At 72.6% G+C, this 26,578-nt stretch carries 28 protein-coding genes; 11 read left to right on the forward strand and 17 right to left on the reverse strand.

Going from position 1 to position 26,578, the window contains the following annotated elements:
* Positions 1–137: 137 nt before the first annotated feature.
* Both ACZ4EF_RS18930 and ACZ4EF_RS18935 read right to left on the reverse strand, forming a co-directional pair.
* A complete protein-coding gene (locus tag ACZ4EF_RS18930) occupies positions 138–1,532 on the reverse strand; it encodes a GntT/GntP/DsdX family permease (protein WP_401725139.1) in 1,395 nt (464 codons plus the stop codon).
* Between the two features lie 74 nt (positions 1,533–1,606).
* A complete protein-coding gene (locus tag ACZ4EF_RS18935) occupies positions 1,607–2,125 on the reverse strand; it encodes a gluconokinase (protein ID WP_355333353.1) in 519 nt (172 codons plus the stop codon).
* Positions 2,126–2,239: 114 nt separating this feature from the next.
* On the opposite strand from ACZ4EF_RS18935, the gene ACZ4EF_RS18940 reads away from it, so the two are divergent.
* Positions 2,240–2,959, forward strand: coding sequence for a FadR/GntR family transcriptional regulator (locus ACZ4EF_RS18940; protein ID WP_391048484.1), 720 nt, complete (start codon positions 2,240–2,242; stop codon positions 2,957–2,959).
* Between the two features lie 44 nt (positions 2,960–3,003).
* Positions 3,004–3,888, forward strand: coding sequence for a hypothetical protein (locus tag ACZ4EF_RS18945; RefSeq protein ID WP_467505478.1), 885 nt, complete (start codon positions 3,004–3,006; stop codon positions 3,886–3,888).
* A 75-nt stretch (positions 3,889–3,963) separates the two neighbouring features.
* On the opposite strand, the gene ACZ4EF_RS18950 is transcribed toward ACZ4EF_RS18945, so the two are convergent.
* From ACZ4EF_RS18950 to ACZ4EF_RS18965, 4 genes are all read right to left on the reverse strand, one after another.
* On the reverse strand, positions 3,964–4,323 hold the full coding sequence (locus ACZ4EF_RS18950; protein ID WP_401313565.1) for a DUF202 domain-containing protein: 360 nt from the start codon (positions 4,321–4,323) through the stop codon (positions 3,964–3,966).
* Positions 4,320–4,715 carry a YidH family protein gene (locus ACZ4EF_RS18955; RefSeq protein WP_188283850.1) on the reverse strand — a complete coding sequence of 132 codons (396 nt, stop codon included), beginning with the start codon at positions 4,713–4,715 and terminating at the stop codon, positions 4,320–4,322. Before ACZ4EF_RS18955 ends, ACZ4EF_RS18950 begins: the two co-directional genes overlap by 4 nt.
* 74 nt (positions 4,716–4,789) lie before the next feature.
* Positions 4,790–4,927 carry a hypothetical protein gene (locus ACZ4EF_RS18960; protein WP_355333343.1) on the reverse strand — a complete coding sequence of 46 codons (138 nt, stop codon included), beginning with the start codon at positions 4,925–4,927 and terminating at the stop codon, positions 4,790–4,792.
* Positions 4,914–6,089 carry a hypothetical protein gene (locus ACZ4EF_RS18965; RefSeq protein WP_467505481.1) on the reverse strand — a complete coding sequence of 392 codons (1,176 nt, stop codon included), beginning with the start codon at positions 6,087–6,089 and terminating at the stop codon, positions 4,914–4,916. Before ACZ4EF_RS18965 ends, ACZ4EF_RS18960 begins: the two co-directional genes overlap by 14 nt.
* Positions 6,090–6,118: 29 nt before the next feature.
* Here ACZ4EF_RS18965 and ACZ4EF_RS18970 point away from each other — a divergent pair, with 29 nt between their 5' ends.
* Positions 6,119–6,451, forward strand: a complete 333-nt coding sequence (locus tag ACZ4EF_RS18970) for a hypothetical protein (protein ID WP_467505483.1) — start codon at positions 6,119–6,121, stop codon at positions 6,449–6,451.
* A gap of 12 nt (positions 6,452–6,463) precedes the next feature.
* On the opposite strand, the gene ACZ4EF_RS18975 is transcribed toward ACZ4EF_RS18970, so the two are convergent.
* The gene (locus tag ACZ4EF_RS18975) at positions 6,464–7,006 is read right to left on the reverse strand and encodes an NUDIX hydrolase (RefSeq protein WP_391048478.1); all 543 of its coding nucleotides are present in this window, start codon (positions 7,004–7,006) and stop codon (positions 6,464–6,466) included.
* A gap of 126 nt (positions 7,007–7,132) precedes the next feature.
* Here ACZ4EF_RS18975 and ACZ4EF_RS18980 point away from each other — a divergent pair, with 126 nt between their 5' ends.
* The 3 genes from ACZ4EF_RS18980 to ACZ4EF_RS18990 all read left to right on the forward strand — a co-directional run bounded on the left by ACZ4EF_RS18980 (position 7,133) and on the right by ACZ4EF_RS18990 (position 10,405).
* Positions 7,133–9,055 carry an acyclic terpene utilization AtuA family protein gene (locus ACZ4EF_RS18980; protein ID WP_391048475.1) on the forward strand — a complete coding sequence of 641 codons (1,923 nt, stop codon included), beginning with the start codon at positions 7,133–7,135 and terminating at the stop codon, positions 9,053–9,055.
* A 69-nt stretch (positions 9,056–9,124) separates the two neighbouring features.
* On the forward strand, positions 9,125–9,316 hold the full coding sequence (locus tag ACZ4EF_RS18985) for a hypothetical protein (protein WP_188283824.1): 192 nt from the start codon (positions 9,125–9,127) through the stop codon (positions 9,314–9,316).
* A gap of 120 nt (positions 9,317–9,436) precedes the next feature.
* Positions 9,437–10,405 (forward strand): pirin family protein, encoded by a 969-nt coding sequence (locus ACZ4EF_RS18990; protein WP_467505486.1) that lies wholly within the window; start codon positions 9,437–9,439, stop codon positions 10,403–10,405.
* Positions 10,406–10,490: 85 nt separating this feature from the next.
* Here ACZ4EF_RS18990 and ACZ4EF_RS18995 read toward each other — a convergent pair whose 3' ends face one another.
* The 3 genes from ACZ4EF_RS18995 to ACZ4EF_RS19005 all read right to left on the reverse strand — a co-directional run bounded on the left by ACZ4EF_RS18995 (position 10,491) and on the right by ACZ4EF_RS19005 (position 13,483).
* A complete protein-coding gene (locus ACZ4EF_RS18995; protein ID WP_401856319.1) occupies positions 10,491–11,552 on the reverse strand; it encodes an ABC transporter substrate-binding protein in 1,062 nt (353 codons plus the stop codon).
* Positions 11,553–11,724: 172 nt separating this feature from the next.
* Positions 11,725–12,630 (reverse strand): ABC transporter permease, encoded by a 906-nt coding sequence (locus tag ACZ4EF_RS19000; protein ID WP_391048469.1) that lies wholly within the window; start codon positions 12,628–12,630, stop codon positions 11,725–11,727.
* Between the two features lie 28 nt (positions 12,631–12,658).
* A complete protein-coding gene (locus ACZ4EF_RS19005) occupies positions 12,659–13,483 on the reverse strand; it encodes an ABC transporter ATP-binding protein (RefSeq protein WP_391048467.1) in 825 nt (274 codons plus the stop codon).
* A 271-nt stretch (positions 13,484–13,754) separates the two neighbouring features.
* Here ACZ4EF_RS19005 and ACZ4EF_RS19010 point away from each other — a divergent pair, with 271 nt between their 5' ends.
* The 5 genes from ACZ4EF_RS19010 (at position 13,755) to ACZ4EF_RS19030 (ending at position 19,916) form a co-directional block, all read left to right on the forward strand.
* Positions 13,755–14,969, forward strand: coding sequence for a transposase domain-containing protein (locus ACZ4EF_RS19010; protein WP_355333325.1), 1,215 nt, complete (start codon positions 13,755–13,757; stop codon positions 14,967–14,969).
* Positions 14,970–15,254: 285 nt separating this feature from the next.
* Positions 15,255–18,119, forward strand: coding sequence for a sensor histidine kinase (locus tag ACZ4EF_RS19015; RefSeq protein ID WP_467505490.1), 2,865 nt, complete (start codon positions 15,255–15,257; stop codon positions 18,117–18,119).
* A gap of 99 nt (positions 18,120–18,218) precedes the next feature.
* Positions 18,219–18,641: a roadblock/LC7 domain-containing protein gene (locus tag ACZ4EF_RS19020; protein WP_355333321.1), complete on the forward strand. Its 423-nt coding sequence runs from the start codon at positions 18,219–18,221 to the stop codon at positions 18,639–18,641.
* Between the two features lie 49 nt (positions 18,642–18,690).
* Positions 18,691–19,053: a DUF742 domain-containing protein gene (locus tag ACZ4EF_RS19025; RefSeq protein ID WP_188283832.1), complete on the forward strand. Its 363-nt coding sequence runs from the start codon at positions 18,691–18,693 to the stop codon at positions 19,051–19,053.
* Positions 19,054–19,148: 95 nt separating this feature from the next.
* The gene (locus ACZ4EF_RS19030) at positions 19,149–19,916 is read left to right on the forward strand and encodes a class I SAM-dependent methyltransferase (protein WP_355333319.1); all 768 of its coding nucleotides are present in this window, start codon (positions 19,149–19,151) and stop codon (positions 19,914–19,916) included.
* Positions 19,917–19,965: 49 nt separating this feature from the next.
* On the opposite strand, the gene ACZ4EF_RS19035 is transcribed toward ACZ4EF_RS19030, so the two are convergent.
* Genes ACZ4EF_RS19035 through ACZ4EF_RS19065 form a run of 7 tightly spaced genes read right to left on the reverse strand, consistent with a single transcriptional unit; the run spans position 19,966 to position 26,377 of the window.
* Positions 19,966–20,421, reverse strand: coding sequence for a carboxymuconolactone decarboxylase family protein (locus ACZ4EF_RS19035; protein WP_467505493.1), 456 nt, complete (start codon positions 20,419–20,421; stop codon positions 19,966–19,968).
* Between the two features lie 11 nt (positions 20,422–20,432).
* Positions 20,433–20,912, reverse strand: a complete 480-nt coding sequence (locus tag ACZ4EF_RS19040; RefSeq protein ID WP_467505494.1) for a DUF6917 domain-containing protein — start codon at positions 20,910–20,912, stop codon at positions 20,433–20,435.
* A complete protein-coding gene (locus ACZ4EF_RS19045; RefSeq protein ID WP_467505496.1) occupies positions 20,906–21,844 on the reverse strand; it encodes a Gfo/Idh/MocA family protein in 939 nt (312 codons plus the stop codon). The genes ACZ4EF_RS19040 and ACZ4EF_RS19045 overlap by 7 nt, the downstream gene beginning before the upstream one ends.
* Complete coding sequence (locus ACZ4EF_RS19050) at positions 21,841–22,947, reverse strand: Ldh family oxidoreductase (RefSeq protein ID WP_391161225.1); 1,107 nt, start codon at positions 22,945–22,947, stop codon at positions 21,841–21,843. Before ACZ4EF_RS19050 ends, ACZ4EF_RS19045 begins: the two co-directional genes overlap by 4 nt.
* Complete coding sequence (locus tag ACZ4EF_RS19055; protein ID WP_467505499.1) at positions 22,931–24,397, reverse strand: M20/M25/M40 family metallo-hydrolase; 1,467 nt, start codon at positions 24,395–24,397, stop codon at positions 22,931–22,933. The genes ACZ4EF_RS19050 and ACZ4EF_RS19055 overlap by 17 nt, the downstream gene beginning before the upstream one ends.
* On the reverse strand, positions 24,394–25,341 hold the full coding sequence (locus ACZ4EF_RS19060) for a sugar phosphate isomerase/epimerase family protein (RefSeq protein WP_467505501.1): 948 nt from the start codon (positions 25,339–25,341) through the stop codon (positions 24,394–24,396). Before ACZ4EF_RS19060 ends, ACZ4EF_RS19055 begins: the two co-directional genes overlap by 4 nt.
* Positions 25,331–26,377, reverse strand: coding sequence for a Gfo/Idh/MocA family oxidoreductase (locus ACZ4EF_RS19065; RefSeq protein ID WP_467505503.1), 1,047 nt, complete (start codon positions 26,375–26,377; stop codon positions 25,331–25,333). Before ACZ4EF_RS19065 ends, ACZ4EF_RS19060 begins: the two co-directional genes overlap by 11 nt.
* Positions 26,378–26,578 lie beyond the last annotated feature (201 nt).

The raw sequence follows: 26,578 nt of genomic DNA on the forward strand, positions 1-26,578 counted from the left end.
AGACAGGACGACCCCGGTGGGGGTGAAAAAGGGGGACCGGGGTGGGGGAACACCGCCTGGACGGCGTTGGGGAAAAGGGGGGGGGGGGGGGGGGCCCCCCCCCCCCCCCCCCCCACACGCCTCACGACGTCAGCGCCTCACAGCACCAGCGACAGCAGCATGACGAAGCCCAGCGCCACCACCGAGATCACCGTCTCCATCACCGACCAGGTCTTGAGGGTCTGCGGGACGTCCATCCCGAAGTACTCCTTCACCAGCCAGAATCCGGCGTCGTTGACGTGCGAGAAGAACAGCGAACCGGCGCCCACCGACAGCACCAGCAGCGCGGTGTGCGAGGACGACATGCCCTCGGCGAGCGGCGCGACGAGACCGGCGGCCGAGATGATCGCCACCGTCGCGGAACCGGTCGCGACCCGGATCAGCACCGCGATCAGCCAGGCGAGCAGCAGCGCCGAGATGTGCCAGCTCTTGGACCAGTCGAGGATCATCTGACCGACCCCGCAGTCGATCAGGGTCTGCTTGAAGCCGCCGCCCGCGCCGACGATCAGCAGGATGCCCGCGATCGGGCCGAGCGAGGCGTCCACGGTCGAGGAGACGCGGTCCTTGCTGAAGCCCGCGGCCCGCCCGAGGGTGAACATCGCCACGATCACCGCGGCCAGCAGCGCCACCAGCGGCGTGCCGATGACGTCGAAGATCCGGTACGTCAGGCTGCTCTGGTCGTCCACGATCACGTCGACCAGGGCCTTGGCCAGCATCAGCACCACCGGCAGCAGCATCGTGCAGGTCGTCGCGGCGAAGCTCGGCCGCCGCTCCAGGTCGTCGGAGGCGCGCGCGGGCGTCATCCGCTCCGGCGGCGTCACGTCCACCCAGCCCGCGGCCACCCGGCCGAAGAGCGGACCCGCGATGGCGAGCGTGGGTATCGCGACCAGCACGCCGAGCGCGAGCGTGATGCCCATGTCGGCGTGGATGGCGCCGATCGCGGCCAGCGGGCCGGGGTGCGGCGGCACCAGACCGTGCATCACCGACAGACCGGCCAGCGCCGGGATGCCCAGCCGGATCAGCGACTGGCCGCTGCGCTTGGCGACCAGCAGCACCACCGGGATGAGGATCACGATGCCGATCTCGAAGAAGAGCGGCAGGCCGACCAGACCCGCGATCAGGGCCATCGCCCACGGCAGCCGTTTCTCGCTGGTACGGGCCAGGATCGTGTCGACGATCTGGTCCGCGCCGCCGGAGTCGGCGAGCAGTTTGCCGAGTATCGCGCCGAGCGCGATCAGGGTGCCGACGCTCGCCACGGTCGAGCCGAGGCCGGTCGAGAAACTGGTGATCGTCTTGGCCAGCGGCGCGCCCGCGACGGAGCCGAGCACACCGGAGCCGATGGTCAGGGCGAGGAAGGCGTGCACCTTCCAGCGGGTGATCAGCAGCACGATGACGGCGATACCGGCCAGGGCGGCCAGTGCCAGGCGGGTGTTGCCCGCGTCGGTGATCGGGGACGGATCGGCGGCCAGCAGCTCCACGCTGAGTGCGGACACGGAGGACTCCAGGGGGAAGGACGGGGACAGGGGAGAGGGGGTTCGAACGGGTGGGGCGGGTCAGTCCGGCGACGTCAGCGGGGTACGGCGGCGAGCGCGCGGTCCGCGATCTCCCGCGGCCCGCCCTCGATCGTCACGACCGCGCCCGCCTCGTCCGGCTCCAGCGGCTCCAGCGTCGCGAACTGCGAGCGCAGCAACTCGGACGGCATGAAGTGCTGCATCCGCGCGGCCAGCCGGGAGGCGATCAGCTCCGGGGACCCGTCCAGGTGCAGGAAGAACAGGTCGGGCGCGCTCTGACGCAGGTGGTCGCGGTAGCGGCGGCGCAGGGCGGAACAGCTCACCACCCCGCCCTTGCCCTCGCGTTGCGCGATCCACGCGCCGATGGCGTCCAGCCAGGGCGCCCGGTCGGCGTCGTCCAGCGGGTGACCGGCCGACATCTTGGCGATGTTGGCCGCCGGGTGGAAGTCGTCGGCCTCGGCGTACGGGACGCCCAGCCGATCCGCCAGCAGGCCGCCGACGGTCGACTTGCCCGAACCGGAGACCCCCATCACGACGACGACGGGGGAGTGCGGTGGGCGCGGGGAGCTGGTCATGCGCTCGAACCTCCTTGTGCAAGCGGTCGGGGACACTCAACGCCATAGGTACTACTTATTCAAGAGTCTGTGATGTAAAAGTCACATGACTGTGCTGCCGCATAAGCTGTCCTCATGCCTCAGCAGGAAGCACCGCGGGACGACGCCGGGGGTCTGCACGCCCGTGTTCTGGCCGAACTCGGCCCCGCCATCGCCTCGGGCGACTACCCGCCGGGGACGGTTCTGCGCATCGACGAACTGGAAACGCGCTACGGCGTCTCGCGCACCGTCGTCCGCGAGGCGGTCCGGGTGCTGGAGGCGATGCACCTCGTGGAGTCCCGCCGCCGCGTCGGCGTCACCGTGCTGCGCAGCGAGGAGTGGAACGTCTTCGACCCGGCCGTCATCCGCTGGCGCCTGGCCGGCGCCGACCGCCCCCGCCAACTGCGCTCCCTCACCACCTTGCGCACCGCCGTCGAACCGGTCGCCGCGGGACTCGCCGCGACCGCCGCCGATCCCGCCCAGTGCCGCGAACTCACCGTGCTGGCCGCCGAGATGGCCGCCGCCGCCCGCGCCGCCGACCTCGACGCGTACCTCGTGCACGACGTCGCCTTCCACCGCGTCGTCCTCGACGCCTCGGGCAACGAGATGTTCGCCCGCCTCGGGGACGTCGTCGCCGAAGTCCTCACCGGCCGCACCGAACACCATGTGATGTTCGCCGAGCCCGACCCCGCCGCCGTCACCCTCCACGTCCGCGTCGCCGAGGCGATCCGCTCCCGCGAAGCCGCCGCCGCCGAGGACCTGATGCGCGAGATCTGCGTGGGCGCCCTGCACGAGCTGGACATCCTGGCGCCCTGAAAATCCGTTTACCCGCACGGCCCGGCAGTGCTGCACTAATACGCGTGACCGCTCGTCAACCCGCCCCGCCGCAGCCCTTCCGCTGGGCGCTGTCCTCGTACGAGGGCCGCCCGCCGGACCGCCTCGGCACGCTCGCGGACGGCTCGGAACCCGTACGGCTGTGGCACCTTCCGGCGCTCACACAGTGCACGGGCAAGGTGCTGGCCCGCTCCCGCGCCGCCGACCTCCGCTTCGTCGGCCGCTCGCTGGACAGCATGTACGACCTGCTCACCGGCGCGCTGGAACACGCGGACCGCCCTGGCGGACTCCTGCGGCTCCCCCTGTCGATCCGCCGGTCCGCCCGCCTCGGGCAGCCCCAGCGGGAGCGCTTGCGCGAGCACCTGGCCGCGGCGGGCCTCGAACCGCGCGCCCTGGCCCGCCGCAAGCGCCCGCTGGCCGTGGTCGACGTGGTCCACAGCGGCTCCACCTTCGACGCGCTCCACCGCGAACTGGCCGCGTGGATCGCCGAGAGCCGCGAACCCTGGTCGGTGATCCGCCGCAAGCTGCGCTACGTCGGGGTGACGCCCCGCGGCAAGAGCGGCCCGAACGCCGACCGCTGGCAGCAGTCGCCCGATTCCGCCCGCTGGGTGCGGACGCTGCCCGCGGGACACGTGGTCAACGTGTCGCTGCCCTGGCCCGAATGGGGCTGGTACGGCAATGCGCAGCCCAAGCTCAACGGCACCTTTCCGCCGAGCCGCTGGTTCGACGAGGACGCGGACACACCCTGGTACCACCAGGCGCTCCCGCAGGCGCTGGCCGAGTCGCTGGCGCTGGTGGAGGCCGGCCGAAGCCGTACCGTGCGGGACGGACTCGTGCGGACCGTCGCGGGCGAGCCGGGCTTCGCCGACCGGGAGGTCCGGGCGCTGGTGAGCGTGCTGCGACGACGCTGAGGGGCGCGGCGGGCGCGCCTCACCACAGCAGGGCGCGTCACCACACGAGGGCGCGTCACCACAGCTGGGCGCGCGTCACCACACCAGCGCCGCGCCGAACACCGCGAGCGCCACCGTGCAGCCCACCACCGCGACGGCGGCGCCCGGCGCCATCACCGCCGGGTGCGGCGCGCCGCCGAGCTGCTGAATCCTGCGGTGCGCCAGCCGGAGGAAGGCCAGGAACGCGAGCGCCGTCAGACCGATGGCCACCGCGGGGAGCGCCCCGCCCTCGTGGTGCAGCACCTGCCGCCCGGCCAGCACGGCCGTCACCGCGCAGGACAGCGTCGTACGCCGCCACGCCAGCCGCGTTCGTTCCGGCTGGAGCCCCGGATCCCGGTCGTCACCGGGACGGCCGCCGACTCCCGGCGGCCCGCCGTCCTGGCGGTCGTGGCTCATCCGGCCCAGCCGAAGAGCACCACGCACACCATCGCGACGGCGATCACCGCGATGGCGACCGCGAGCAGCGCGGGGAAGCGGGAGACGGGCAGGTCGGCGCCGCGGCGCATGGCGCGTTCGCAGCGGGCCCAGTGGTTGACCGCGCGCAGCGTGCAGGCGACGCCACCGGCCAGCAGGACAAGCGCCAGCGACACCCGTACCCAGTGCGCGAGGTGGTCGGTGAGGAACTGGTCGACGGCGAAACCGCCGCCGATCAGGGCGAGCGCGGTGCGGATCCAGGCGAGGAAGGTCCGCTCATTGGCCAGCGAGAAGCGGTAGTCGGGGGTCGTGCCCTCGTCCCGCACGCGGGCGGGGGCGAACCACAGACGTACGGAATCCCGCGCGGCACGCAGCCGCGCGGGCAGCTCCTGGGCGAAAGCGCTCACGCGTCCACACTAACGACCAGGTCGGAAGCGGGCGCGGGCGGTCACTTCCGGCGGGAAACCGCCGCGATGATCACGGCGAGCACCGCGGCCAGCAGCACCACGCCGACCACGGCGATCACCACATGGCCTGCGGAGCCGCCGCCACCGTCCTGCGGCGGCGCGACGTCAGCGAGCAGCATCGGAGGACTCCTTCCTTCCGTCGGTCGGACGCGCGTCGGTCGCGCTCTCTTCGGTCGCGCCCATTGCGGGCGGGCTCTTCTCGGGCGGCCTCTTTTCGGTCGCGCTCGTCCCGGTCGCGCTCGTCCCGGTCGGCCTCGTCCCGGTCAGGTCCGCCCCGGCCGCCCGGCCCCGCTCCCCGAGCCCCAGCACCAGCATCAGCAGCACCGGGAACTCCAGATACGCGTGGTAGCTGGCCACCGCCGCGTACAGCGACCTGCCCCGCGTGTAGTCGCTGACGAACAGCACCGACAGGGCCGCCGCCCCGCCGAGCCCCAGCGCCCAGGCCCGGACACCGCGCAGCACGGGCGCGCGGCGCTCGAACGCCTCGGTCGCGTCCGGCGCGTACCGCGGCATGAACCACACCCACACCACGTAATGCATGGTCTGGAGGAAGGCGAAGACCGCGACGAAGCGCAGCCCGGCGTGCGTGTGCTGCCAGGCGGGCGGGGTGTACGACAGCGCCAGCCGGTCCGTCCAGCCCGAGCCCGCGCCGAGCAGACCGTCGAGGGCGCCGGACAGCAGCAGCGCGGGAATCACCAGCACCCACCCGCACTGCACCGCCCGGAAGGCGGCACGGCCGCGCGGCATGGCGCGCGACCACTCCCACAAGAAGAGCAGCGGCACCACATTGTGCAGATGGGCCAGCACCACGAAGTGGTAGGCGGGGAAGGCCAGCGACGCCATGGCGGCGCCCGCCAGCAGCGCGCAGGAGGCGGCCAGCGGTACGGGCCTGGTCCGCAGCGCGTGCACGCAGGCCGCGGCGAGCAGCACGTACGCGAGCAGGATCTCGGCGGTACGGGTGCCCGAGGACGGCGGCAGCAGGCGGCACACGACGATGCCGGTGATGAGCGCGCCCAGCAGCCGCAGGAACGGGCCGTGCAGGACGCCTTCGAACCGGCCGGTCACGTACCGCAGTTCGAGCACATTGTGCAGAATGCCGAAGACCGCGAGGCCCACCACGGCCGTGCCCGCGGGCAGCCGCAGCGAGACGGCGAGCGCCACCGCCGCCGCCAGGACGAAACCGGCGACCGGCAGCGTACGCCCCGCGCGTCCCGTATCGGCCGTGCCCGTATCGCCCGTGCCCGCACCGCCCGCCAGGGGCGCCCCCACCGCGCTGGCCACTCGTCCCCTCCCCGTGGCACGATCCGCCCGTGCCGTATCCGCTGGCCCTCGCCCTCACCCTGCTCGTCGAGGTGCCCTGCTACGTCGCGGCGGTCACCGCGGCGTCCGCCGTCCGACCGACGCGGACCGCTCTCGCGACCGTCATGGTCAACTGTGGGACGCACCCGCCGCTGTGGTGGTTCCTGCGGCAGACGCACGGCGCCGCGTACTGGCCCGCCTTCGCCGTCGCGGAGAGCGCGGTCTGCCTCGTCGAGGGTCTGCTGCTCGGCCGACTGCTGCGGCTGCGGGGCCCGTTGCCGTACGCGGCCTCGGTCGCCGCCAACTGCGCCTCGGTCATGGCCGGTCTCCTGGTGGCCGGTTGAGCCGCCGGGCGGTCAACTCCCGTGCGTCGCACGCCATTCGAGCAGCCTGCGGTAGCCGTCGAGGCCGTCCGGCACCCACTCCCACTCGGTGAGCCTGGCGGCCAGCTCCTCCTCGGTGAGGAAGGTGTGCCAGGCCACCTCCTCGGCCTGCGGGGCGACCGGCAGTGTGCACCGCACCTGGTAGACCGACGACCACCACGTCCGCGGCCCGTCCTCGTAGAGGAATCGGAACAGCGGCTCGGGGCGCGGCAGTCCGCTCACCCCCAGTTCCTCCTCCGCCTCGCGCAGCGCCGCCTCCTCGTAGGACTCGCCCGCGCCGACGACACCGCCGACGAACATGTCGTAGAGGGAGGGGAAGACCAGCTTCTCCGCGGTGCGGCGGTGCACGAAGATCCGGTCCTCGGCGTCCCTGGCCAGGATGAAGACGCAGCGGTGCCGCAGGCCCCTGGCGTACGCCTCGCCGCGCGGCGACCTGCCGACGACCCGGTCGTGCTCGTCCACGATGTCGATGATCTCGTCGGCGGACAGCGGGGGTCGCGGTGTGGGCTCGTTCATGGAGCCGATTCAACCACCGGCCGCCGGACCCGCCCCGGGCGCGCCCCCTGGTGGTCTTGCGCGGCGCGGACACCGGCAAGATGATCGTCCCGGTTCGGTGAGACGGGGGAGTGACGGGAGTGTGGGATGACGGCACACCAGGCGCCCCGGGTACCGCAGGCGCCCCAGACGCGACAGGACCGGCGGGCACCGCGGGCGCAGCGGGAGCGCGGGGCGCCGCTGCGGATCGCGAACTGCTCCGGCTACTACGGTGACCGGCTGTCGGCCGCCCGCGAGATGGTCGAGGGCGGCCCCATCGACGTCCTCACCGGCGACTACCTGGCCGAACTGACCATGCTGCTGCTGTGGAAGGCGCGGCAGCGCGACCCGGACGGCGGCTACGCGGTCTCCTTCCTCGCCCAGATGCGCGAGGTGCTCGGCACCTGCCTGGAGCGCGGCATCAAGATCGTCGTCAACGCGGGCGGCCTCAACCCGGCGGGACTGGCCGCCAAACTCGCCGAGTTGGCCGCGGTCGGCGGCCTGCACCCGTCCGTGGCGTACGTCGAGGGCGACGACCTGCTGGACCGGCTGCCCGAACTCCAGTCCCGCGGCCACGACTTCGCGCACCTGGCCACCGGCCGCCCGCTGGCGGGCTCCGGCGTCGAGCCGGTCACCGCCAACGCGTACCTCGGCGGCTGGGGCATCGCGCAGGCGCTGCGCGGCGGCGCCGACGTGGTGATCTGCGGCCGGGTCACCGACGCCTCGCTGGTCGTCGGGCCCGCCGCCTGGGCCTTCGAGTGGGCGCTCGACGACTGGGACCGGCTGGCGGGCGCCGTCACCGCGGGCCACATCATCGAGTGCGGCACCCAGGCCACCGGCGGCAACTACTCCTTCTTCACCGAGATCCCCGACCCGGTGCACCCCGGCTTCCCGATCGCCGAGATCCACGCCGACGGCTCCAGCGTCATCACCAAGCACCCCGGCACCGGCGGCGCCGTCACCATCGGCACCGTCACCGCCCAACTCCTGTACGAGATCGGCGGACCCGGCTACCTCAACACCGACGTCGTGGCCCGCTTCGACACCGTCCGGCTCATCCAGCAGGGCCCCGACCGGGTCTCCGTCGGCCCGGTCGCGGGCGAGCCCGCGCCCGACACCCTCAAGGTCTGCCTCAACCACCGCGGCGGCTACCGCAATTCCGCGACCTTCGTGCTCACCGGCCTCGACCTCGACGCGAAGGCGGACTTCGCCGAGGCCACCCTGCGCGACGCGACCGGCGGGCCGGGCCGCTTCGCCGGGTACGACCTGCGGCGCGAACACGGCGGCGAAGCCGACCGGTTGACGCTCACCGTCAAGGACCCGGACCTCGACACCGTCGGCCGCGGCTTCTTCACCGACGTCGCGGGCTCCGCGCTGGCCGGCTACCCCGGGCTCTACCTGGAGCACGCCTCGCCGCGCCCCACCGAGTACGGCGTGTACTGGCCCGCGCTGGTGGCCGCCGACGAGGTCACCGCCGTGACCGTGCTCGCCGACGGCACCCGGCTGCCCGTACCGCGCCCGCCGCACGGCGCCACCGACCTCCGCGAGGGACGGCCGGGTCCGGTGCCCGACTCCGGCCCCGTACCGCCGCCGCTGGTGTCGCCGGTCACCGGACCCGCGCCGCGCCAGGCGCGGACCGGGCCGCCCGAGCCCTTCGGCCGGACGGTACGGCTGCCGCTCGGGACCGTCGTCGGGGCGCGCTCGGGGGACAAGGGCGGCGACGCGAACGTCGGGCTGTGGGCACGGGACGACGAGGGGTACGCGTGGCTGCGCGCGTATCTGGACGTACCCCGGCTGCGGGCCCTGCTGCCGGAGACCGCGACGCTGCCGGTGAGCCGCTGGGAACTGCCGAATCTGCGCGCGGTGAACTTCGTCGTGCACGGGCTGCTCGGCGACGGCGTCGCCGCTTCCACCAGGGCCGATCCGCAGGCCAAGGCGCTGGGGGAGCGGCTTCGGGGATGCCTCGCGGACGTGCCGGAAAAGCTGGTGGATCTTTTGCAGAGCCAGTACACGCCGTTGCCCAAGAGGTGACATTCGTGGAGTCATGATGGGAATCGTCCGAGGGCGACGGGCCCGCGGGGGTAGTGAAGGGCGGTCCCCATGGACGGCGACATCCTGCGCAAGGCGATCTTTCTGCTGCGTGAGTGCCACGAGTCGGAGCAGCAGGTCGTGACCAGGCTCAAGGACTACTTCCCCGGCCTGACGCTCGGCGACCGGGAGATGTACGTCAGCGAGGCCCGCGACCTCGTGCACGGCATCCACCCCGCCCACTCCGCGCCGCCCGCCCGGTAACCGCCCGCCCGGCCCCTGGCCTCGGGATTCCCGCCGCCCGGGGCCGACGGACCCCCTGACCCGCGCGACCGCCCGGTCCCCTCCTCGCTTCGGGCGGTCGCGCGCGGCATGATCGGCACCATGAGCAATCTCGACACGACGCCCGCCGCCACCCGCTGCGGCGGGCGCGCCGACGTCTCCGCCGCCCCGGTCCGCGACCTGCTCGCCGGCCGCACCGTCCAGCTCGGTGAGAGCACCGAGGTACGGCGACTGCTCCCCAACCTCGGACGGCGCATGGTCGGCGCTTGGTGCTTTGTTGACCATTACGGGCCCGACGACATCGCCGACGAGCCCGGCATGCAGGTGCCGCCCCATCCGCACATGGGCTTGCAGACCGTCAGCTGGCTGCACGACGGCGAGGTGCTGCACCGCGACAGCCTCGGCAGCCTCCAGACGGTGCGCCCCCGCGAGCTGGGCCTGATGACCTCGGGCCTGGCCATCGCCCACTCCGAGGAATCACCGCGCGACCACGCCCGCTACCTGCACGGCGCCCAGCTCTGGGTCGCCCTGCCCGACGCCACCCGCGACACCGCGCCCTCCTTCGAGCACCACCCCGTACTCCCCGAGGTCACCGGCGGCGGCGGACTCCACGCCACCGTCATCCTCGGCGACCTCGACGGCGCCGCCTCGCCCGGCACGATCCACACCCCGCTCGTCGGCGCCGACCTCACCCTCGCCGCCGGTACCGACGCCCGGCTCCCGCTCGACCCCGACTTCGAGTACGCCGTCCTCACCATGTCCGGCGAATCCCACGTCGACGGTGTCCCCCTCACCCCCGGCTCCCTGCTCTACCTCGGCTGCGGCCGCCGCGAACTCCCCCTGCGCGCCGACACCCCCGCCTCCCTCATGCTGCTGGGCGGCGAGCCCTTCGCCGAACGCATCATCATGTGGTGGAACTTCGTCGCCCGCACCAGCGAGGAGATCACCGAGGCCCGTACCGCCTGGCAGTCCGCCACCCGCTTCGGCGACGTCCACGGCTACGACGGCGAGCGCCTGTCCGCCCCCGACCTCCCGCCGGGCCCGCTGAAGGCGCGCGGCCGGGAGCGCTGACCGGGCCGGGGCCGCGGCGGGGAACGGCGCAGGGCCCCTGGGCGGCGGGGGCGCGCCGGGCAGGGGCCCTGGGGGGGAGCGGGGGTCAGGACGCGGAGTGGTCCTGGGCCGCCTTCTGGACGTACTCGTCGGTGTACGTCTTCGACAGGTCGATCGTCTTGCCCTTCACGGTCGGGTCGACCGCGGTCAGGACGCGGAGCACCGTCTGCGGGGCGTCGGCCGGCATCTGGCCGGTCGGGTTGTACATGCCCATCTCGTTGGCCAGCGCCTGGACGTACTGGTCCTTGCCGCTGCCGGCGTAGAAGTCGGCCGGGACCTGCTCGGTGATCTCCGCGGCCGAGTGGGACTCCATCCACTGGAGCGTCTGGTAGACGGCGTTGACCATCTTCTGGACGGTCTCCTTGTGGCTGTTGGCCCACGCCGTCTGGACGGTCAGCGCGGTGCCGGGGTACGGGCCGCCGAGCGCGGCCTTGGTGCCCGCCGCGGTGCGCATGTCCGCGATGATCGTCCCGAGCTGCTTCTTGAGCAGCGTCGAAATGGTCGGCTCGGTGGTGACACCCGCGTCGATCCGGTTGTGCTCGAAGGCCGCCACGAAGGTGGCACCGGCCGCCACCGCCACCAAGTGGGTGTCGGCCACCGCGATGTTGTTGTGGATCGCGAGGTACGAGGCGATGGTGGAACTGGCGGAACCGAGCGAGGTGACGCCGACGTTCTTGCCCTTGAGGTCCGCGGGCGACTTGATCGACGGCGCGTTCGTACGGGCCATCTCGACCATGCCGGGCGCCTGGAGGAGCTGGACGACCGCCTGGGTGTTCTTGCCCTTGAGCTGGAGCTTGAGGTTCGAGTCGTAGAAGCCGATCATGCCCTGGGCGTCACCCTTGAGCAGCGCGTCCGAGACCTGCGGCGTGCCCTGGAGGTTGGCGATCTTCACGTTCAGGCCCTGCTTCGTGAAGTAGCCCATCCGCTGCGCCAGGATCAGCGGGAGGTAACTCTGGTTCGCCTGGTTCGACAGGGCGATCGTCACCGTCTCCAGCGACCCCGCGCTCGCCGCGTCGGTGGTCTTGTCGGACTTGCTGTCCGAGCAGGCCGTCACGCCTGTCGCCAGGACTACCGTCGCGGCTGCGAGAACGATCTTCTTGTGCCACATGTGCGTTGTCTTCTCCTCGGAAGCGGGTGGGTCGTGCGCCGTCTCGGGTCGTGCCGCGGGCCGCGAGTCGCCGCGGGGCGGTTGACCGTCGGGGGGATGGCGGAATGGGCGGGGATGGCGGGAGTGCCGGAGGCGGCCCCGGTCCCGGCGGTGCTGTCGCCGGTCACGGCGGTCACGCCTGCGCTCCGGACTTCTGCGGACGCGGCTGCCAGCTCAGCAGCCATCGCTCCAGCAGCGAGATCAGTCCCTCGGCCGCCAGCGCGAACGCGGCGGTGATGACGAGTCCCGCGTAGACCCCGTTGGGATCGAAGTTGGCCTGCGCCTGGAAGATGAGCAGCCCGAGGCCCTGCTGCGCCCCGAGCAGTTCGCCCACGATCGCGCCGGTGATGGCGAAACCGAAGGCCACGTGCAGGCTGGTGGTGATCCAGCTCAGCGCGGACGGGACGACCACGTGCAAGGTCACCCGGGTGTTGCTCGCGCCGAGGATGCGGGCGTTGGCGAGGAGATTGCGGTCCACCTCGCGGGCGCCCTGGAAGGCGTTGAAGAACACGCCGAAGAAGACCAGTACGGCGGCCAGCATGACCTTGGAGCTGATGCCGAGACCGAACCAGATCGCGAACACCGAGCCCAGCAGGATGCGCGGGATCGAGTTCAGGGTCTTGATGTAGGGGGCGAAGACATCGGCCAGGAAGCGCAGCCGGCCCAGCACGATGCCGAGGACGACACCCAGGGTGACCCCGATGCCGAAGCCCATCAGGGTCTCCTGCAATGTCACCCACACCTGGTCCCACAGCGGTCCCTGCGACGTACCGTCGCGCACCCAGCCCCACAGCTTCGAGCAGATGCCCGACGGCTTGCCGGAATAGAACGGGTCGACGACCTCCGTCGAGGCGAGCACCTGCCACAGGCCGATGAAGGCGGCGAGGACGGCGGCCCTGACAACGTTGACCCACACGCGGCGCCTGGCCCGTTGTCGCCTGGCCAGCGCGGCGCGGGCCGCTCCGGCGTCACTCTTCGGCGGTTCGGGTCGCGCGAGGATCTCGTCGGTCGCCGACCCGGTCGCGGTGTCGGTCTTCATAGGCTCATGCCTCTTCCGTACGGATGGTTCAGGCCGCCGATTCGGGCGCCACGGTCTCGGCCGACACGGTCTCGGGCCGCGCGGCCGTGCGGGAGTACGCGAGCTGCACCTCGTCCCGCAGCGCCTGCCAGACCCGTTCGTGGAGCTTGACGAATTCGGGAGTGTGCCGGATCTCGCGGGGATTGCGCGGCCGGGGGAGATCGATCTCGAACTCCTCCTTCACGGTGGCCGGTCCCGCCGTCAGCACCACGACCTTGTCGGCGAGCGAGATCGCCTCCTCCAGGTCGTGCGTGACGAACACGACCGAGGGCCGGGTCAGGTCCCAGAGCGAGAGCAGTTCGTCGGACATGATCTGACGGGTCTGCACATCGAGCCCGGAGAAGGGCTCGTCCATCAGCAGCACCCGCGGCTCGTTGATCATCGTCTGCGCGAGCGCCACCCTCTTGCGCATTCCGCCGGAGAGCTGGTGCGGGTGGTACCGCTCGAACCCGGCGAGGCCCACCCGGCGGATCCACTCGGCCGCGGCGGCGTGCGCCTCCTTGCGGGACGCGCCCCGGAAGCGCGGACCCGCCGCGACGTTGCCGATGACGGTCTTCCAGGGGAACACCGCGTCCGTCTGGAAGACGAACCCGACGTCCTTGCCAATGCCCTCCACCGGGCGCCCGTCGACGAGCACCTCACCGCTGTCCGGACGTTCCATGCCGGAGATCAACGAGAGAGTCGTCGATTTCCCGCATCCGGTGGGACCCACGACCGCGGTGAACTCTCCGGGCCTGACGGTGAAATCGATGTTGCGCAGGACGTCATGATTTCCGCCCTGCGGGGTACTGAAGGACTTGCACACGTCGCGCATCGCGATAGGCGATGTCGTCGGTTGCGGCGATTTGACTAGACCATTGCTGTGCCCGTGCTGGGATTCGCTTGCCACGCGAGTGAGGCTGCCAGAACCGACGGGCAGACACCAACCTCGTCGAACAAGGGTGCATTGACTTAAGCGTCCGGAGGCCGCTGACCTCACTCTCCGTCGACGTCGTTGTCCGGAGAAATTCCGTCTAGTGCCTCTTTCTCCCGACTATCCATAGTGGGTTAGACGCGGAGGGTTCTCCGGGGGTAGCTTCTGGCGAATGACGTTTCGCCATCTCGACATATCGCCTGAAACGCATCTTCCCGACCGGCTCGCACTGCGCATGCTCGTGGAGACTTTCCGGCCGGATGTGATGGACCGGCTCGTGGACAAAACCGAGCGCCGAGAGCGCCGCAGGCGTCTCCTGCCCGCACAGCTCATGATGTATTTCGTTCTGGCGATGTGGCTCTTCGGGGCCTCCTCTTATGAGGAGGTGCTCGCCAAACTCACCGGCGGTCTGCCCGAGATGTTCCCGGGCGCAGGCGTCGGCGGATCGGGCGACGTGGCCAGCGCGGCCGCCATCGCGCGGGCCCGCATGCGGCTCGGCGTCGAACCCCTCAAGGCGCTCTGCGGCCACCTCGCCGACGCCGCGGGCCACGGGACCCGGCTGGACGGCGAGCGGGTCTTCGTCTACGAGAGCGTCGCGATGGAAGTGCCGGACACCCCCGCGAACAGGGCAGGTTACGGCTCCCCCGACACCACGGCGCCCCGGTTGGACAAGCACCGGTCGCTCGACGTGTGGGTGTCCTCGCTCACCGACTGCCGGCTGCGCGTCTCGGCGGTCGCGGCCATCACGCCCCGGGCCGAGGAAGGCGCCGAGGGCCTGCTCGCGCAGTGGCCGGAAGACCTTCTCGACAAGCGGGCGCTGGTGGTCGGCGACGAGGAACTGATCCCGGTCGCGCTGTGGTCGGCGCTGGCCGAGACCGGCGCCGACCAGATCTGGCGCTCCGGCGGCCTCGGACCAGCCCCGTACTCACTGCCGGTGATGCGCGAACTCCCCGACGGCTCCTACCTGTCGGAACTGGCGGCGGACGCCGGTCCCGGCGAGGGTCCGGGGCCGGGGACCGCGGTCCGGGTGGTGCCGTGCGGCGACCGCACGGCCGCGCGAGCCGCCGCCGCGGGACCGGTGCTGGGCGCTCCGCTGCTGGTCACCTCGGTACTCGACAGCACGGTGCCGGCCGACGAGATCAGGGCCCGCTACGAACAGGCGGCCGTCGCGAGCGGCGACGGGGTCGCCCACTTCGTCGAGCAGATCACCGGGCCACGGGTGCTATTACGGTCGAAAAGCCCTGAACTCGTGCAGCAGGAAATATATGCCCTCCTGTGCACCTATCATGCCGTCGGACACCTCGTATCGCCGCCGCTTTCGGTGGGTCCGATTTCGACCGATCCGACCACTGGACTGGGGGAGTGGGCGGCGGTGAGGCCGCGTTAAGTCAGTAGCGCAACCCTTTGCTCCTGCGGGCACGCGTGTGCTGCAATAAAGTTCCCGCAGAGGGCGTGGAAGTGAACAGACACAAAGAGCCTCCGACCTGGTACGCAGTGGTATGCGGTCGGAGCCGAACGTCTCATCGCGGTGAACCGGATAATCAAGCGTCGCCGCGCCATGCGGCGGCGTTATGAGGGTTAAGGGTTAGTGAATGGAAGACCAGCGGTCTCACGGAGCCGGCAATCCGTTGACATGCGGGGACCGCTTGACACAGCACGATGCGGCGACGGCATGACGAGCGCGCGGAGACGGGGTCGCGCGCCCGCACCGAAATGGATCTCCCCCCTCACCGGGCTCGGCTCCAGGCTCTGGACCAAACGCAAGCTCGGCGACTGGCGGCTGCGCAATCGCATGCTGCTCCTCGTGCTCGTCCCGCTGATCGCGATCATTCCGCTGGCGGGCGTGCGCGTGTTCTCCGCGGTCGGCAACCTCCGGAGCGCGGCCCATATCCAAGGGCAGGCGCAACTCGCCCGGCAGGTGTCCACGCTGGTCAGCGCGCTCGACGACGAACGCGACCTCACCCAGTTGGCACTCACCGGGTCGGGTACCGCCAAGGACGACAAGCTCGCGGCGGCGCAACGGGCCACCAACGCGCAGGTGAAGGCGTTCGGCCAGAGCCTGGACGAACACCGGAGCAGCGTCGACGCGCTGCCCGCCGCCGTACGCCTGATCGGCGTGCGCGCCGAGGCCCGGCTCGGTGACCTGACCCCGCTGCGCGCCTCGACCAAGGGCCTCGCCCACGGCGCCAACACGCCGACCTTCAGCGCCTACAGCACGATCATCGGCAATCTGCTGGACTTCAGCCAGCAGCTCGCGGCGGTCGGCTCCGACCACACGCTCGGCAGCCTGGTCACCACGCTCGCCTCGATCGAGCAGATCGAGCAGCAGACGTCGAGCGAACGCGGCTTCATCGTCGACGCGCTCGACCGCGGCTTCACACTGGAGCTCAAGGAGAACATCGAGCAGGCGCACTTCGAGACCGCCAACGGCACCTTCACGAACAACGCGTCGACCTCGCTGCTCAACCTGTACCAGTCGACGGTCAGCGGCGACAAAGTCGGCGCGGCCGACGGCACCATCCAGGTGGTCGCCACCGCCGCGCAGGAGGACATCCCGCTCGACAGCCTCGGCATCACCAAGGCCACCGCGTTCCAGCAGATCACCGACAAGCTCGACGCCGTACGCACCGTCGAACGGCAGACCGTGGCGGACCTCAACGACCGGTCCTCGCACCTGCTGTCGGCCGTGCGCACCCAGCTCTACCAGAACATCGCCATCATCGTCGCCGTGGTCGCGCTGTCCTTCCTCGGCGCGCTGATCCTGGCCAGGTCCGTGGTCCGGCCGCTGCGCCAACTGCGGGTGTCCGCACTGGACGTGGCCGACAACCGGCTGCCGGGCGCGGTCCGTCGACTGCGCGACGTGAACCCCTCGGAGACGGACCGGCCGGTACGGGTCGAGCCGATCGAGGTGCAGTCGCAGGACGAGGTCGGCCAGGTCGCGCGCGCCTTCGACCGCGTGCACTTCGAGGCGGTCCGGCTCGCCACCGAGCAGGCGCGGATGCGCTCCAACGTCAACGCGATCTTCACCAACCTCTCGCGGCGCAGTGAGAGCCTGGTGCTGCGCCAACTCCAGCTCATCGACGACCTGGAGAACAGCGAGCAGGACCCCGGTCAGCTCACCGCCCTGTTCCAGCTCGACCACCTCGCCACCCGCATGCGCCGCAACAACGAGAACCTGCTGGTGCTCGCGGGCGAGGAGCAGAGCCGCCGCTGGGACCAGCCGGTGTCGCTGTTCGACCTGGTCCGCGCCGCGACCGCCGAGGTCGAGCAGTACGAGCGCGTGGTGCTCTACGAACTGCCCGACGTGGCGGTGGTCGGACATGCCGCCACCGACGTCGTCCACCTGATGGCCGAGATCATCGAGAACGCCACGACGTTCTCCGGCCCCGAGACCCAGGTGCTGGTGGGCGCCAAGATGCTCACCGCGGGCGATGTGGTCCTGGACATCGCGGACGCGGGCATCGGCATCCGGCCCGAGGAGCTGGAGCGGATCAACCGGCGGCTCGCCGAGCCCCCGGTCCTCGATGTCGCGACCTCCCGCCGCATGGGCCTGTTCGTGGTCGGCCGGCTGGCGGCCAAGTACGGCATCCAGGTGCGGCTGACCAGTACGGGCAGGACCGGCCTGAACGCGCTCATCCGGATCCCACTGACTTTGCTGGTGTCCGCGAGCGAGCTGGAGGTGGACGGCCCGCAGGTCTTCGACCAGTCGGCGCTGCGGCCCGGACCGTACGACACCGGCGAGATGGCCGGGCTGCCGGGCGGCGGGGTCGCGGCCGGACAGGCGGGCGACCCGCGCTTCGACGGCCCCTACGGGCCCGCGGGCACGCCCTCGCGCGGCCGGTCGTACGACGACGTTCCTGCGGGCCGCCACTCCGGTCAGCCCGACGGCGGCTTCCCGTGGTTCCACGACCAGGAGGAGGGCGGCGGCCCCGACGGCGACTTCTCGTGGTTCGCCTCGGAAGAGGAGGAGGCCGAGGCGGTCGCGCGCCTGGAAGGGCACGGGTCCGACCGGTTACCGATCTTCGACGCGATGAGGTCGCAGTGGCCGGCCGGGCAGGGACCGCAGGAGGCGCGGCCCCCACAGGGGCACGTACGTCCGCAGGTCCCGCCGCAGCCGCAGGCGCTGCCCCACCAGCGGGTCCAGCCGCCGGCCCAGCGTCCGCAGCCCCTGCCGCAGGCCCAACCCCAGGCGCAGCTCCGGCCGCAGGCGCAACCCCGCCCGCCGGCCCAGCCGCCGGGCAACCCCGGTCACCCGTCGCCCTCGTGGGCCCGGCCGGGACCCGAGGACGCGGGCGGCCAGGCGACCGGAGGCACGACCGCCCAGGGTCTGCCCCGGCGGGTGCCCCTGAACAACCTCGCGGCCGAGGCGCGCCCGCGCGGCCCGGTGCCGCAGCCGAACGCGGCGCCCACCGCCCCGCGCGCGGCGAACCTGATGAGGGATCGGCTGTCGAACTTCCACCAAGGGGTCAGACAGGGTAAGGATGGGTCCGACCGCGAGGGGCCCGGCCGGACGCCGGGCGGATCGGGTCCGCTATGAGCGGACTCACAGCTCCCACGACCTCCGTGTTTCCCGTGTTTCCCCTGTCCGTAGCGCCGTCGGACGACGTCCTCGGCAGCATAGGAAGCAGCTACACCCATGAGCGATCTGAGCAACGAAGCACAGAACCTGAACTGGCTCATCGCCAACTTCGTGAAGCAGGTGCCGGGAGTCGCGCACGCGGTCGTGATCTCCTCGGACGGCGTTCAACTCCTGGCCTCCGCGTCCCTGCCCAGGGACCGCGGCGAGCAACTCGCCGCGATGGCCTCGGGCCTGGCGAGTCTGACGCAGGGCGCGGCCCTGCTCTTCGAGGCCGGGGTGGTCACGCAGACCGTCGTCGATATGGAGAACGGATTCCTCTTCCTGATGTCGGTCAGCGACGGCTCCGTGCTGGTGGTGCTGGCCTCGCCGACCTGCGACATGAAGGTCGTCGGTTACGAGATGGCGTTGCTGGTCGAGCGGACCGGCGACGTCCTCACGCCCGACGTGCGCAGGGAACTGCAGAACGCGCTGGCCGGCTGAGGGCCGGCGCGATGGGCCGTCCGAATCACACCCGGAAGGATGTGCGTTCGTGAGTGGAGACCGAGACCGAAGGCGCAACTCGCCGTTCGTCCGTCCGTACGCCGTCACCCGCGGCCGGACGACGGCGCGGACCGACTTCGCGCTGGAGGCCCTGGTCGGTACGACCGCTCTCGCCTGGGAGAGCGGTGTGCGGTTCTTCCCCGAGCAGCAGGCGATCTGCCGGCTGTGCATGAACCTCACATCGGTGGCCGAGATCTCCGCGCTGATGAACATCCCGCTCGGCGTGACCCGCGTCCTGGTGGGCGACCTCGCCGAGAGCGGCTTCGTCATCGTCCAGCAGCCCACGTACGCCGAGGGCCGGCCGGACGTCACGCTGCTGGAGCGGGTGCTCACCGGGCTGCGCGGCCTCTGAGGCCGCGCGGTCGCGGTACCCGAGGTCCGGTCCCGCGCCGGTCCTGCCCTGTTCCCGGCCGTACGACGGCCGCGCCCGACGACCTACGGAGTGCCGTGCCCGAACTGTCCAGCCTCGCCCTGTCCTTCGGGGCCGCGGCACGGGACTACGACCGCTACCGAGTGGGTCCCTCGGCCCGGATGCTCGACTGGCTGCTGCCCGCGGACTGCCCCTCGGTGCTCGACCTGGGCGCCGGGACCGGGCTGCTGACCCGGTGGCTCGCCGAACGGGTCGAGGACGTCGTGGCGGTCGAACCCGACGCGCGCATGCGGCGGGTGCTGACCGGCGTCTGCCCGCGGGCGACGGTGCTCCACGGGTTCGGCGAGCGCATTCCGCTGCCGGACGCGCGGGTCGCCGCGGTCACGGTGTCCTCGGCGTGGCACTGGATGGACCCGGCCCTCACGCTCCCCGAGATCGCCCGGGTGCTCACCCCGGGCGGCTCGCTCGGCATCCTCTACACCCGCCGCGACCGGCGGGTGCCCTGGGTGGACGTGCTGGACGCCTACGTCCACGACGAGATGGGCAACGACGACTGGATCGGCGACCTGATCCAGCGCATGTCCGACGGACCGTGGCTCCCCGACGGTGTCCCCTTCGCGCCGCCGCAGGCTCATGTCGTCACCTGGACGGCCGAGTTGACCGTCGAGGAGGTCGTCGCGATGTTCGCCACCTACAGCAGGTACATCGCCCTGCCGGACGGCCAGAAGCGCGAACTCGCGGACCTGATCGGGGCGAAGGTCCGCGAGACGGCCGAGATGCGGGACGGCCTGGTCGTGATGCCCATGATCTGCCACGGCTGGCGCACCCGCCTGACCGCCTCCTGATCCGGCGGTCTGGCGCACCCGCCTGACCGCCTCCTGATCCGGCGGGCGGTCAGTTCGCGCGGGGCTCCTCGGTCTCCGCCGGCCGGGTCGCGGTGGCGATGCCGATCCGGTTCCAGGCGTTGGTCGCCGCGACGGTCCAGATCAGGCGGGCCGTGGCGTCGGGGCCGAGGAGGGTGGTGACCTCGGCGTGGACGGCGGCCGGGACGGCGCCGTCGGCGGGGCGGGTGAGGTGCCGCGCCAGGTCGAGGGCGGCGCGCTCGGCGGGCGTGAAGTCGGGGGAGTCGGGCCACTGGGGGAGAGCGGCGAGCTTGAGCGGAGGGTGGCCCGCCGCGAGGGCGGCGTCGTGGTGCAGGGCGGTGCAGTAGGCGCAGCCGTTCATCTGTGAGACGTGCAGGCGGACCAGTTCGGCGATCTCGGGAGCCAGGCCCTCGGCGGAGATCCGGGTCAGCTCGGTGAGCGCCTGGAGGGCGTCGGGGGCGGCGGCGGTGGGGTTGACCTGCGGCATGGGCGTGGCTCTCAGAGGTGTGGGGACGGGGTCTGTTCGAAGCTGACCGGTGTCTCGGGGGTGAGCTCCAGGTCGGCGCCGGTCACCGGGGCGTCGGCGTGGATGAGGATGTTGTAGTGGTTGGGGAAGTGGCAGGCGTCAAAGCCGAGGACCGTGCCGACGGTCCGTCCGCCGATACGGACGGTGTCGCCGCGGTCGATGACACCGCCGCGGTCCAGTTCGACGAAGCCGAGGAAGCCCACGCGGTCGATCCGCGCCCCCGGCGCGCTGTCGGTGTGGTCGGTGGTGACCAGCTCATGGACCTCGCCCGCGCGCACGCAGCGGCTGGCGTGGGGTTCCAGGGCCATGCCGCGGTCGTCGCGGCGGTGGATCAGGACCTTGACCAGACAGCCGTGGACGGTGCGCTTGAGGCCGTCCTCGCGCGGGGCGGCAGCCCTTTCGGGGGTCGGCTCTTGCACGGTGGGCTCTCGCGCCGCGGGCGGGGTCAGCACGCCGTCACCTCCGTACGCCGGTACGCGGCCTCGACCAGCTCCAGGGCCGCCGTACCGCCGTGGTCGGCGCGGTACGGACCGCGGAGCCGGGCGGCGAAGTCCGCGAGGATCGCCGCGTACTCGTGCCGGAGCGAGGACTTGAAGCCCCGGTGCCCGGCCAGCATGTCGGCGTGGTGCACGGACCCGTCGGCCAGCGTGACCGTCACGTCCTTCAACTCGCCCGGATACGACCAGTCCAGCTCGACCGTGGCACGCGCGGCGCCGGAGACGGAGCGCAGCCCGATCGTCGCGGTGCGGTCGAGCCCCGTCCGGTCGTAGCCGATCCGGGCGGTCTCGACGGTCACCTCGCCCAGCAACAGCCGTACCAGGTCGAACGCGTTGGGCCCGTTGTCGGCGACGCAGCCGCCACCGCACCGGGCCGGGTCCAGATACCAGCGGTCCCGCCCGATGTGCTCCTCGATCCGCTCGAAGTACCTGACCGTGACCCGCTCGACCGGCACGTCCTGCGGCAGCCCGGCGGCCAGCGCCCCGACCGCCGCGTTGTAGCGCCGGTGGAAGGCGGTGAACAGCGGCACCCCGGACGCCTGCGCGAGCGCGGTCAGTCCGGCGCCCTCCGCGCCGGTGAGGGCCAGCGGCTTCTCCACGCACACCGGTACGCCCGCGCGCAGGAAGTCGGCGCAGAGCGCCGCGTGGGCGTCGTTCGGGACGGTGATCACCACGCCGTCGAGCGGCGGCCCGGCGGCGAGGAGTTCGCGGTGGTCGCGGTAGGCGGGTACGGCCCCGGACGCGTCCTGTCCGCCCCTGGCGGCGAGTGCGGCCGGGTCGCGGTCGCAGACGGCGGCGAGGCGGGCCGCCGGGGAGGCGTCGAGGGCGGCCAGGTAGAAGCGGGAGATGACGCCCAGGCCGACGACGGCGATCGAGTGCCGGGTCATCGGCGAAGGCCCCCGTCCAGCGGGACAGGCGCGGTCAGGCCGAACCGCCCTGCCACATCGCCGAGTTCGCGGTACTGCCCGGCGGTGACCGGCACACCGTCCGCACGGTGGGCGTCGGCCGTCGCGCCCTCGGTCCAGCCGGGGTAGCGGACGGGGGAGGCGGGGTCGACCGGCGGGCAGGCGAGCAGGCTGCCGAACAGCGAGTCGGCGTCCGAGGCGACGTCCTCCCGCGGGCGGAGCATGGCGGGGGCGATGGCGGCGACCAGAGTGCCGATGTCGTCGTCGCGGCCCGAGGGGAGCCCGTCCCCGTCCAGCGCCTCGGGGGCCGGGCCGAGGCCGGAGCCGCTGACCAGACCGGCCAGCACCTCCACCGCGAGCCCGAGCCCGTAGCCCTTGTACGCGCCGGTCTCCGGTGCGCCGCCGAGCCAGCCGAGGTACGCCTGGCCGCGGTCGAAGGCCGCCGGGTCGGTGACCGGAAGCCCGGCCTCGTCGGTCAGCCAGCCCTCGGGCACCGCCCGGCCCGCGCGGGCGGCGGCGCGCACGCGTCCGGTGGGGACGACGGTGGTGCTCATGTCGAGCACGAACGGGTGGCGCGGCCCGGCGGGGGCCGCGACGGCGAGCGGGTTCGTGCCGAGCATCGTGACCCGGCCGCCCGGCGGGCGGGCGATGCGCTGACGGCCGCAGTTGGAGGCCACCAGGCCGACCATGCCGCGGTGCGCCGCGCGCGCCGCGTGGTACCCGGCGCAGCCCAGATGGGTGGCGTTGTGGACGCTGACCAGGCCGACGCCGAAGCGCTCCGCGCGCTCGACGGCCAGGTCCATCGCGTCGGCCGCGGCCCACAGGCCGAGCGCGCGCCGGGCGTCCAGGCGGACCGCGGCGCCGAGATCCACGGTACGGTCCGGCTCGGCCGCCGGGTCGGCGCGGCGCTCCTCGAACAGCGGCAGATACAGCCGGGTCAGATTCGTCACGCCATGGGAGCTCATCCCGGCCAGATCGCCGTAACACAGCGCCTCGGCCGCCGTGGCCGCCCGCTCCCCGGCGAGACCGCACCGCGTGAAGACGCCGGTGACGAAGGTCAGCAACTCCTCATACGCGAGGCGCACGGTACTGTCCGGCGCCCGCGCCGGAAGGGTCGACTGCGGCGGGCTCGACAACGGCATGGGGCTCGTTCCTCCTGCTGACGGGCGTGGACGGCGCAAGTGGCGTGGACGGCGCGGGAAGTGACGGCGGCGCGGACGGCGCGAGCGGTACGGCGGGCGCGGGCACGGCAGGCGACACGGCCGCGTCGAAGGCGGCCAGGAGGCGCGGGACCGTGGCCGCGAAGGCGTCCAGGTCGGCCAGATCGGCGAACTCACCCGCGGCGTGGGCGCGGTTGGCGTCCAGGCTGCCGGGGCCCAGGACCACGGTGTGGGCGTCGGGCACGCCGGACATCCAGATCGCGTCGCAGGTGAAGGCGGGTTCGGCGGCGGGCCACCGCGGCACCTCGGCGCGGTCGAGCAGCGGACCGAGCCACGACGGGTCGCCGTCGAGCGCGGGCAGGCCGCGCTTGAGCCAGTCCAGCCGCAGGATGTCCGCCGCGTCGGCCGCGGTGCGGGCGAACCGCCGGCTGTGCCGGAAGGCGGCGCAGAAGGACTCCAGCCCCTCGGCGACGGCGTCGCCCAGCAGCCGCTCCAGCCGCCGTCCGGTGGCGGCCGAGCCGTAGGAGAGGTTGAGCAGCAGGTCGCCGCTGCCGTAGACGTGGTTGTGCAGGTCGCCGGTGCGCAGGCCCGCCACGCACACCTGCCCGTCGGCCGGGTCGAGTCGCGGGTCGAGCGCGGCGGCGAGGTGCTGGGCGAGATGGCCGAGCAGGACGGTGGCGTTGTGCCCCGCCTCGGGCCGGTCGTCGATCGCGTCACGGCCGCGGACGCTCAGCCGCGCGGTCATGGCCGCGGTGCTGCGGGTCAGGGCCCGGCCGCCGGTGGGTTCGCAGAAGACGTTGAGCCGTCCGTGGTGCCCGGCGTCCACGAGCGGACGGGTGCCGAAGGCGCCGAGCGCGCCGCCCTCCTCGCCGGAGACGGCCTGCACCAGAATCCGGGTGTCGCGGGGGAGTTCGGGCCGCTCCCGCAGGGCGCGCCGCAGTCCGGCCAGCAGCGCGACGGCCGGGCCCTTCGCGTCGATCGCGCCCCTGCCGTGGAAGCGGTCACCGTCGAACGAGACCGGTTCGAGGCCCGCGACGGTGTCGAGGTGGACGTTGAACATCACCGTACGCTCGCGCGGTGCCCCGGCCGGGCCGAGGGCGAGCACCAGGCTGGGCTGGCAGGCCAGGAACTCCGGCCGCTCGGCGGCGGCTTGACGTACCAGGAGCGGTACGTCGTCGCGGTCGACGCAGGCGGGCGGCGGGGCCGCGTGGTGCAGGACGGTGAAACCGAGTTCGGCGGCGGCCTCCGCGTAACGGCGCTGCGCCTCCCACAGCGCGGGTGCGGGCGCGTCGGGGCCGCATTCGAGCGGGCCGGCCGTCGGCAGGGCGAGCAGGTCGAGCAGCAGGGTGCGGTCGGCGGAGCTGAGCGGGCTCACCGAGCGGGCTCCCGCAACGCCGCCCCGTCCGGCGGGGTGTGCGCGATGGTGCCGCCGGGCACCCGCGCGCACGCGTCCAGCAGATTCCGCAGCGCCACCCCGCTCCTGACGAAGGCGGCGTGGCACCGCTCCTCCGGATCGCGGTGGTCCTCGTGCGGCCGTACGGCGATGTGCGGTTCGATCGACAGCGCGCCCCGGTAGCCGTGGGCCAGCAGGGCGCGCAGACAGTCGGCGATCCGCAGGTCGCCGGTGCCCGGCTCGCAGTAGGCGGGGCGGCCGTCGGGGGCGATGACGGCATCCTTGACGTGGACGTGCAGGATTCGGTCGGCGTACGGCAGCAGTTCGGTCAGCAGCCGGTGGCCGTCGTAGCCGTACGCGGGGCCGTTGCCGGTGTCGAAGAGCAGGGCGAGCCCCGGGCCCGCGGTCTCCAGGAGGCGGACCGTACGGGTCGCGTCGGCGCCCGCCCAGCCGGAGCAGTTCTCGTGCAGCAGCGTCAGGCCCGACTCGGCGGCGCGGTGGGCGAGTTCGCGGACGCGGCGCAGCGCCTCACGCTCCCAGGCGTCGGCGTCGAGCCCGTCGTTCGGGAAGGACATCACGCGGACGAAGCGGGTGCCGAGCCGGGCGCATCGCTGTTCCAGGACCGCGAGTTCGGCCAGGTCGGCGGCGAAGTCACCGGTCACCGGGCGGGCCCAGCCGCCGATCCTCGCGTCCACCGCGGCGACCGACACCCCGGCGTCCGCGAGCGTCCCCGCGACCCGGTCGAAGGCGGTAGGGGACAGGTCGGCGACCGGCGTGCCGTCCACGGTCCGCAGCTCGACCGACCGCCAGCCCAAGGCGCTGACGGCCGCGATCTGGCCCTCCACGCCGAGCGCGGCCTCGTCGCCGATCCCGGTGAGGCGCAACGGCTCGACCGCCCGTACGGCGGTCTGCTGTTCAGCGGGCACCGGCCAACTCCCTTCGTGGGCCCGAGGCGTCGGGCGGGGCCGCCAGATTCTTGGCGTCGGTGAGCAGGCCGACCACGCGCGCCTGCCGCGCGAAGTCCGTGGGGCAGGGGCCGTCGTCCCCGGCGAAGTCGGCGTAGGCGCGGAGCATGAACGCGGTCAGGGCGTCGTCGCGGAACACCTCGCGGTCCCCGGCCGGGCATTCCGGTGTGGTCAGCCGCAGTTGGGCGTAGTGGTCGCCGGCGTCGGCCGGGTAGTGGCCGACGGCGGTGCCGCCGTCGAATCCGAGCGTGATCCGGCGCTCGCGCACCGGTGAGGTGAGGTCGGAGCGGATGTCGCCGAGCACGCCGTCGCGGTGGGCCAGGCGCACCTCGGCGCCGCCGAGCCGGGGCAGCCGCCGTCCGTCCACGTCCAGGTCGGTGCACGAGGCGCCGACCACCTCGGCGTCCCCGGCCAGCCGCAGCAGGACGCCGAGCGCGTGCGGGATCTCGATGTCGAACGCCGTGGGGTGCCCCGAGGTGGCGAGCGTGCGCTGGAAGCGCGGCTTGTCCTGCACGACCGAGATCTGCCGCAGCGCGCCGAGACCGGGCCGCTCCTCCACGAGGGCGATCAGCCGGTCGGTGAGCGTGCTCGCCAACCAGGGCGCCACGACGGTGGCTTGGACACCGGGCCGCCCCACCAGCTCCACCAGCCGCGCGAGATCGCGCGGCCCCGCCGCGAGCGGCTTCTCCAACAGCAGCCTGCGGAAGCCGAGTCGGAGCAGTTCGGCCACGACCTCGGCGCGGGCGAGCGGCGGGGTGCAGATGTGCACGACCGTGCGCTCCGGGTCCAGCGACTCCCGTGCCCGCGCGAGCGAGTCCACGACGCTCAGACTGGTGTCGCCCGCCGCCCGGGCCCGTTCGGCCGGGTCGCGGTCGAAGGCGATCACCGGCTCCGGCGCGAAGAGCCGGGGCCGCAGGTCCCGCGCCTTGGCGAGGACCGGCAGGTGGAGACCCGCCCCCGCGCGGCCGAGGCCGAGGACCATCGTGCGCAGCGGCATCTCCTGCGTCAGCCTTCCGTCGACTTCGGTGGGGGCGGGGGAAACGAAGCGGAACAGGGCGGTACGGGACAGCGGGGGGAAAGCGCCGGGCGCCGGGGGGAGTTGCGGAAAAAGAGGGCAGGGCGCGACGACGTCGGTCAGCCTGCTCGTCCGAACCGGGCGAAGTCAAACAAACGCGCCGATAGCGCCCTTTTGTGTGAA

The sequence above is a fragment of the Streptomyces sp. NPDC025721 genome (genome assembly GCF_055558595.1).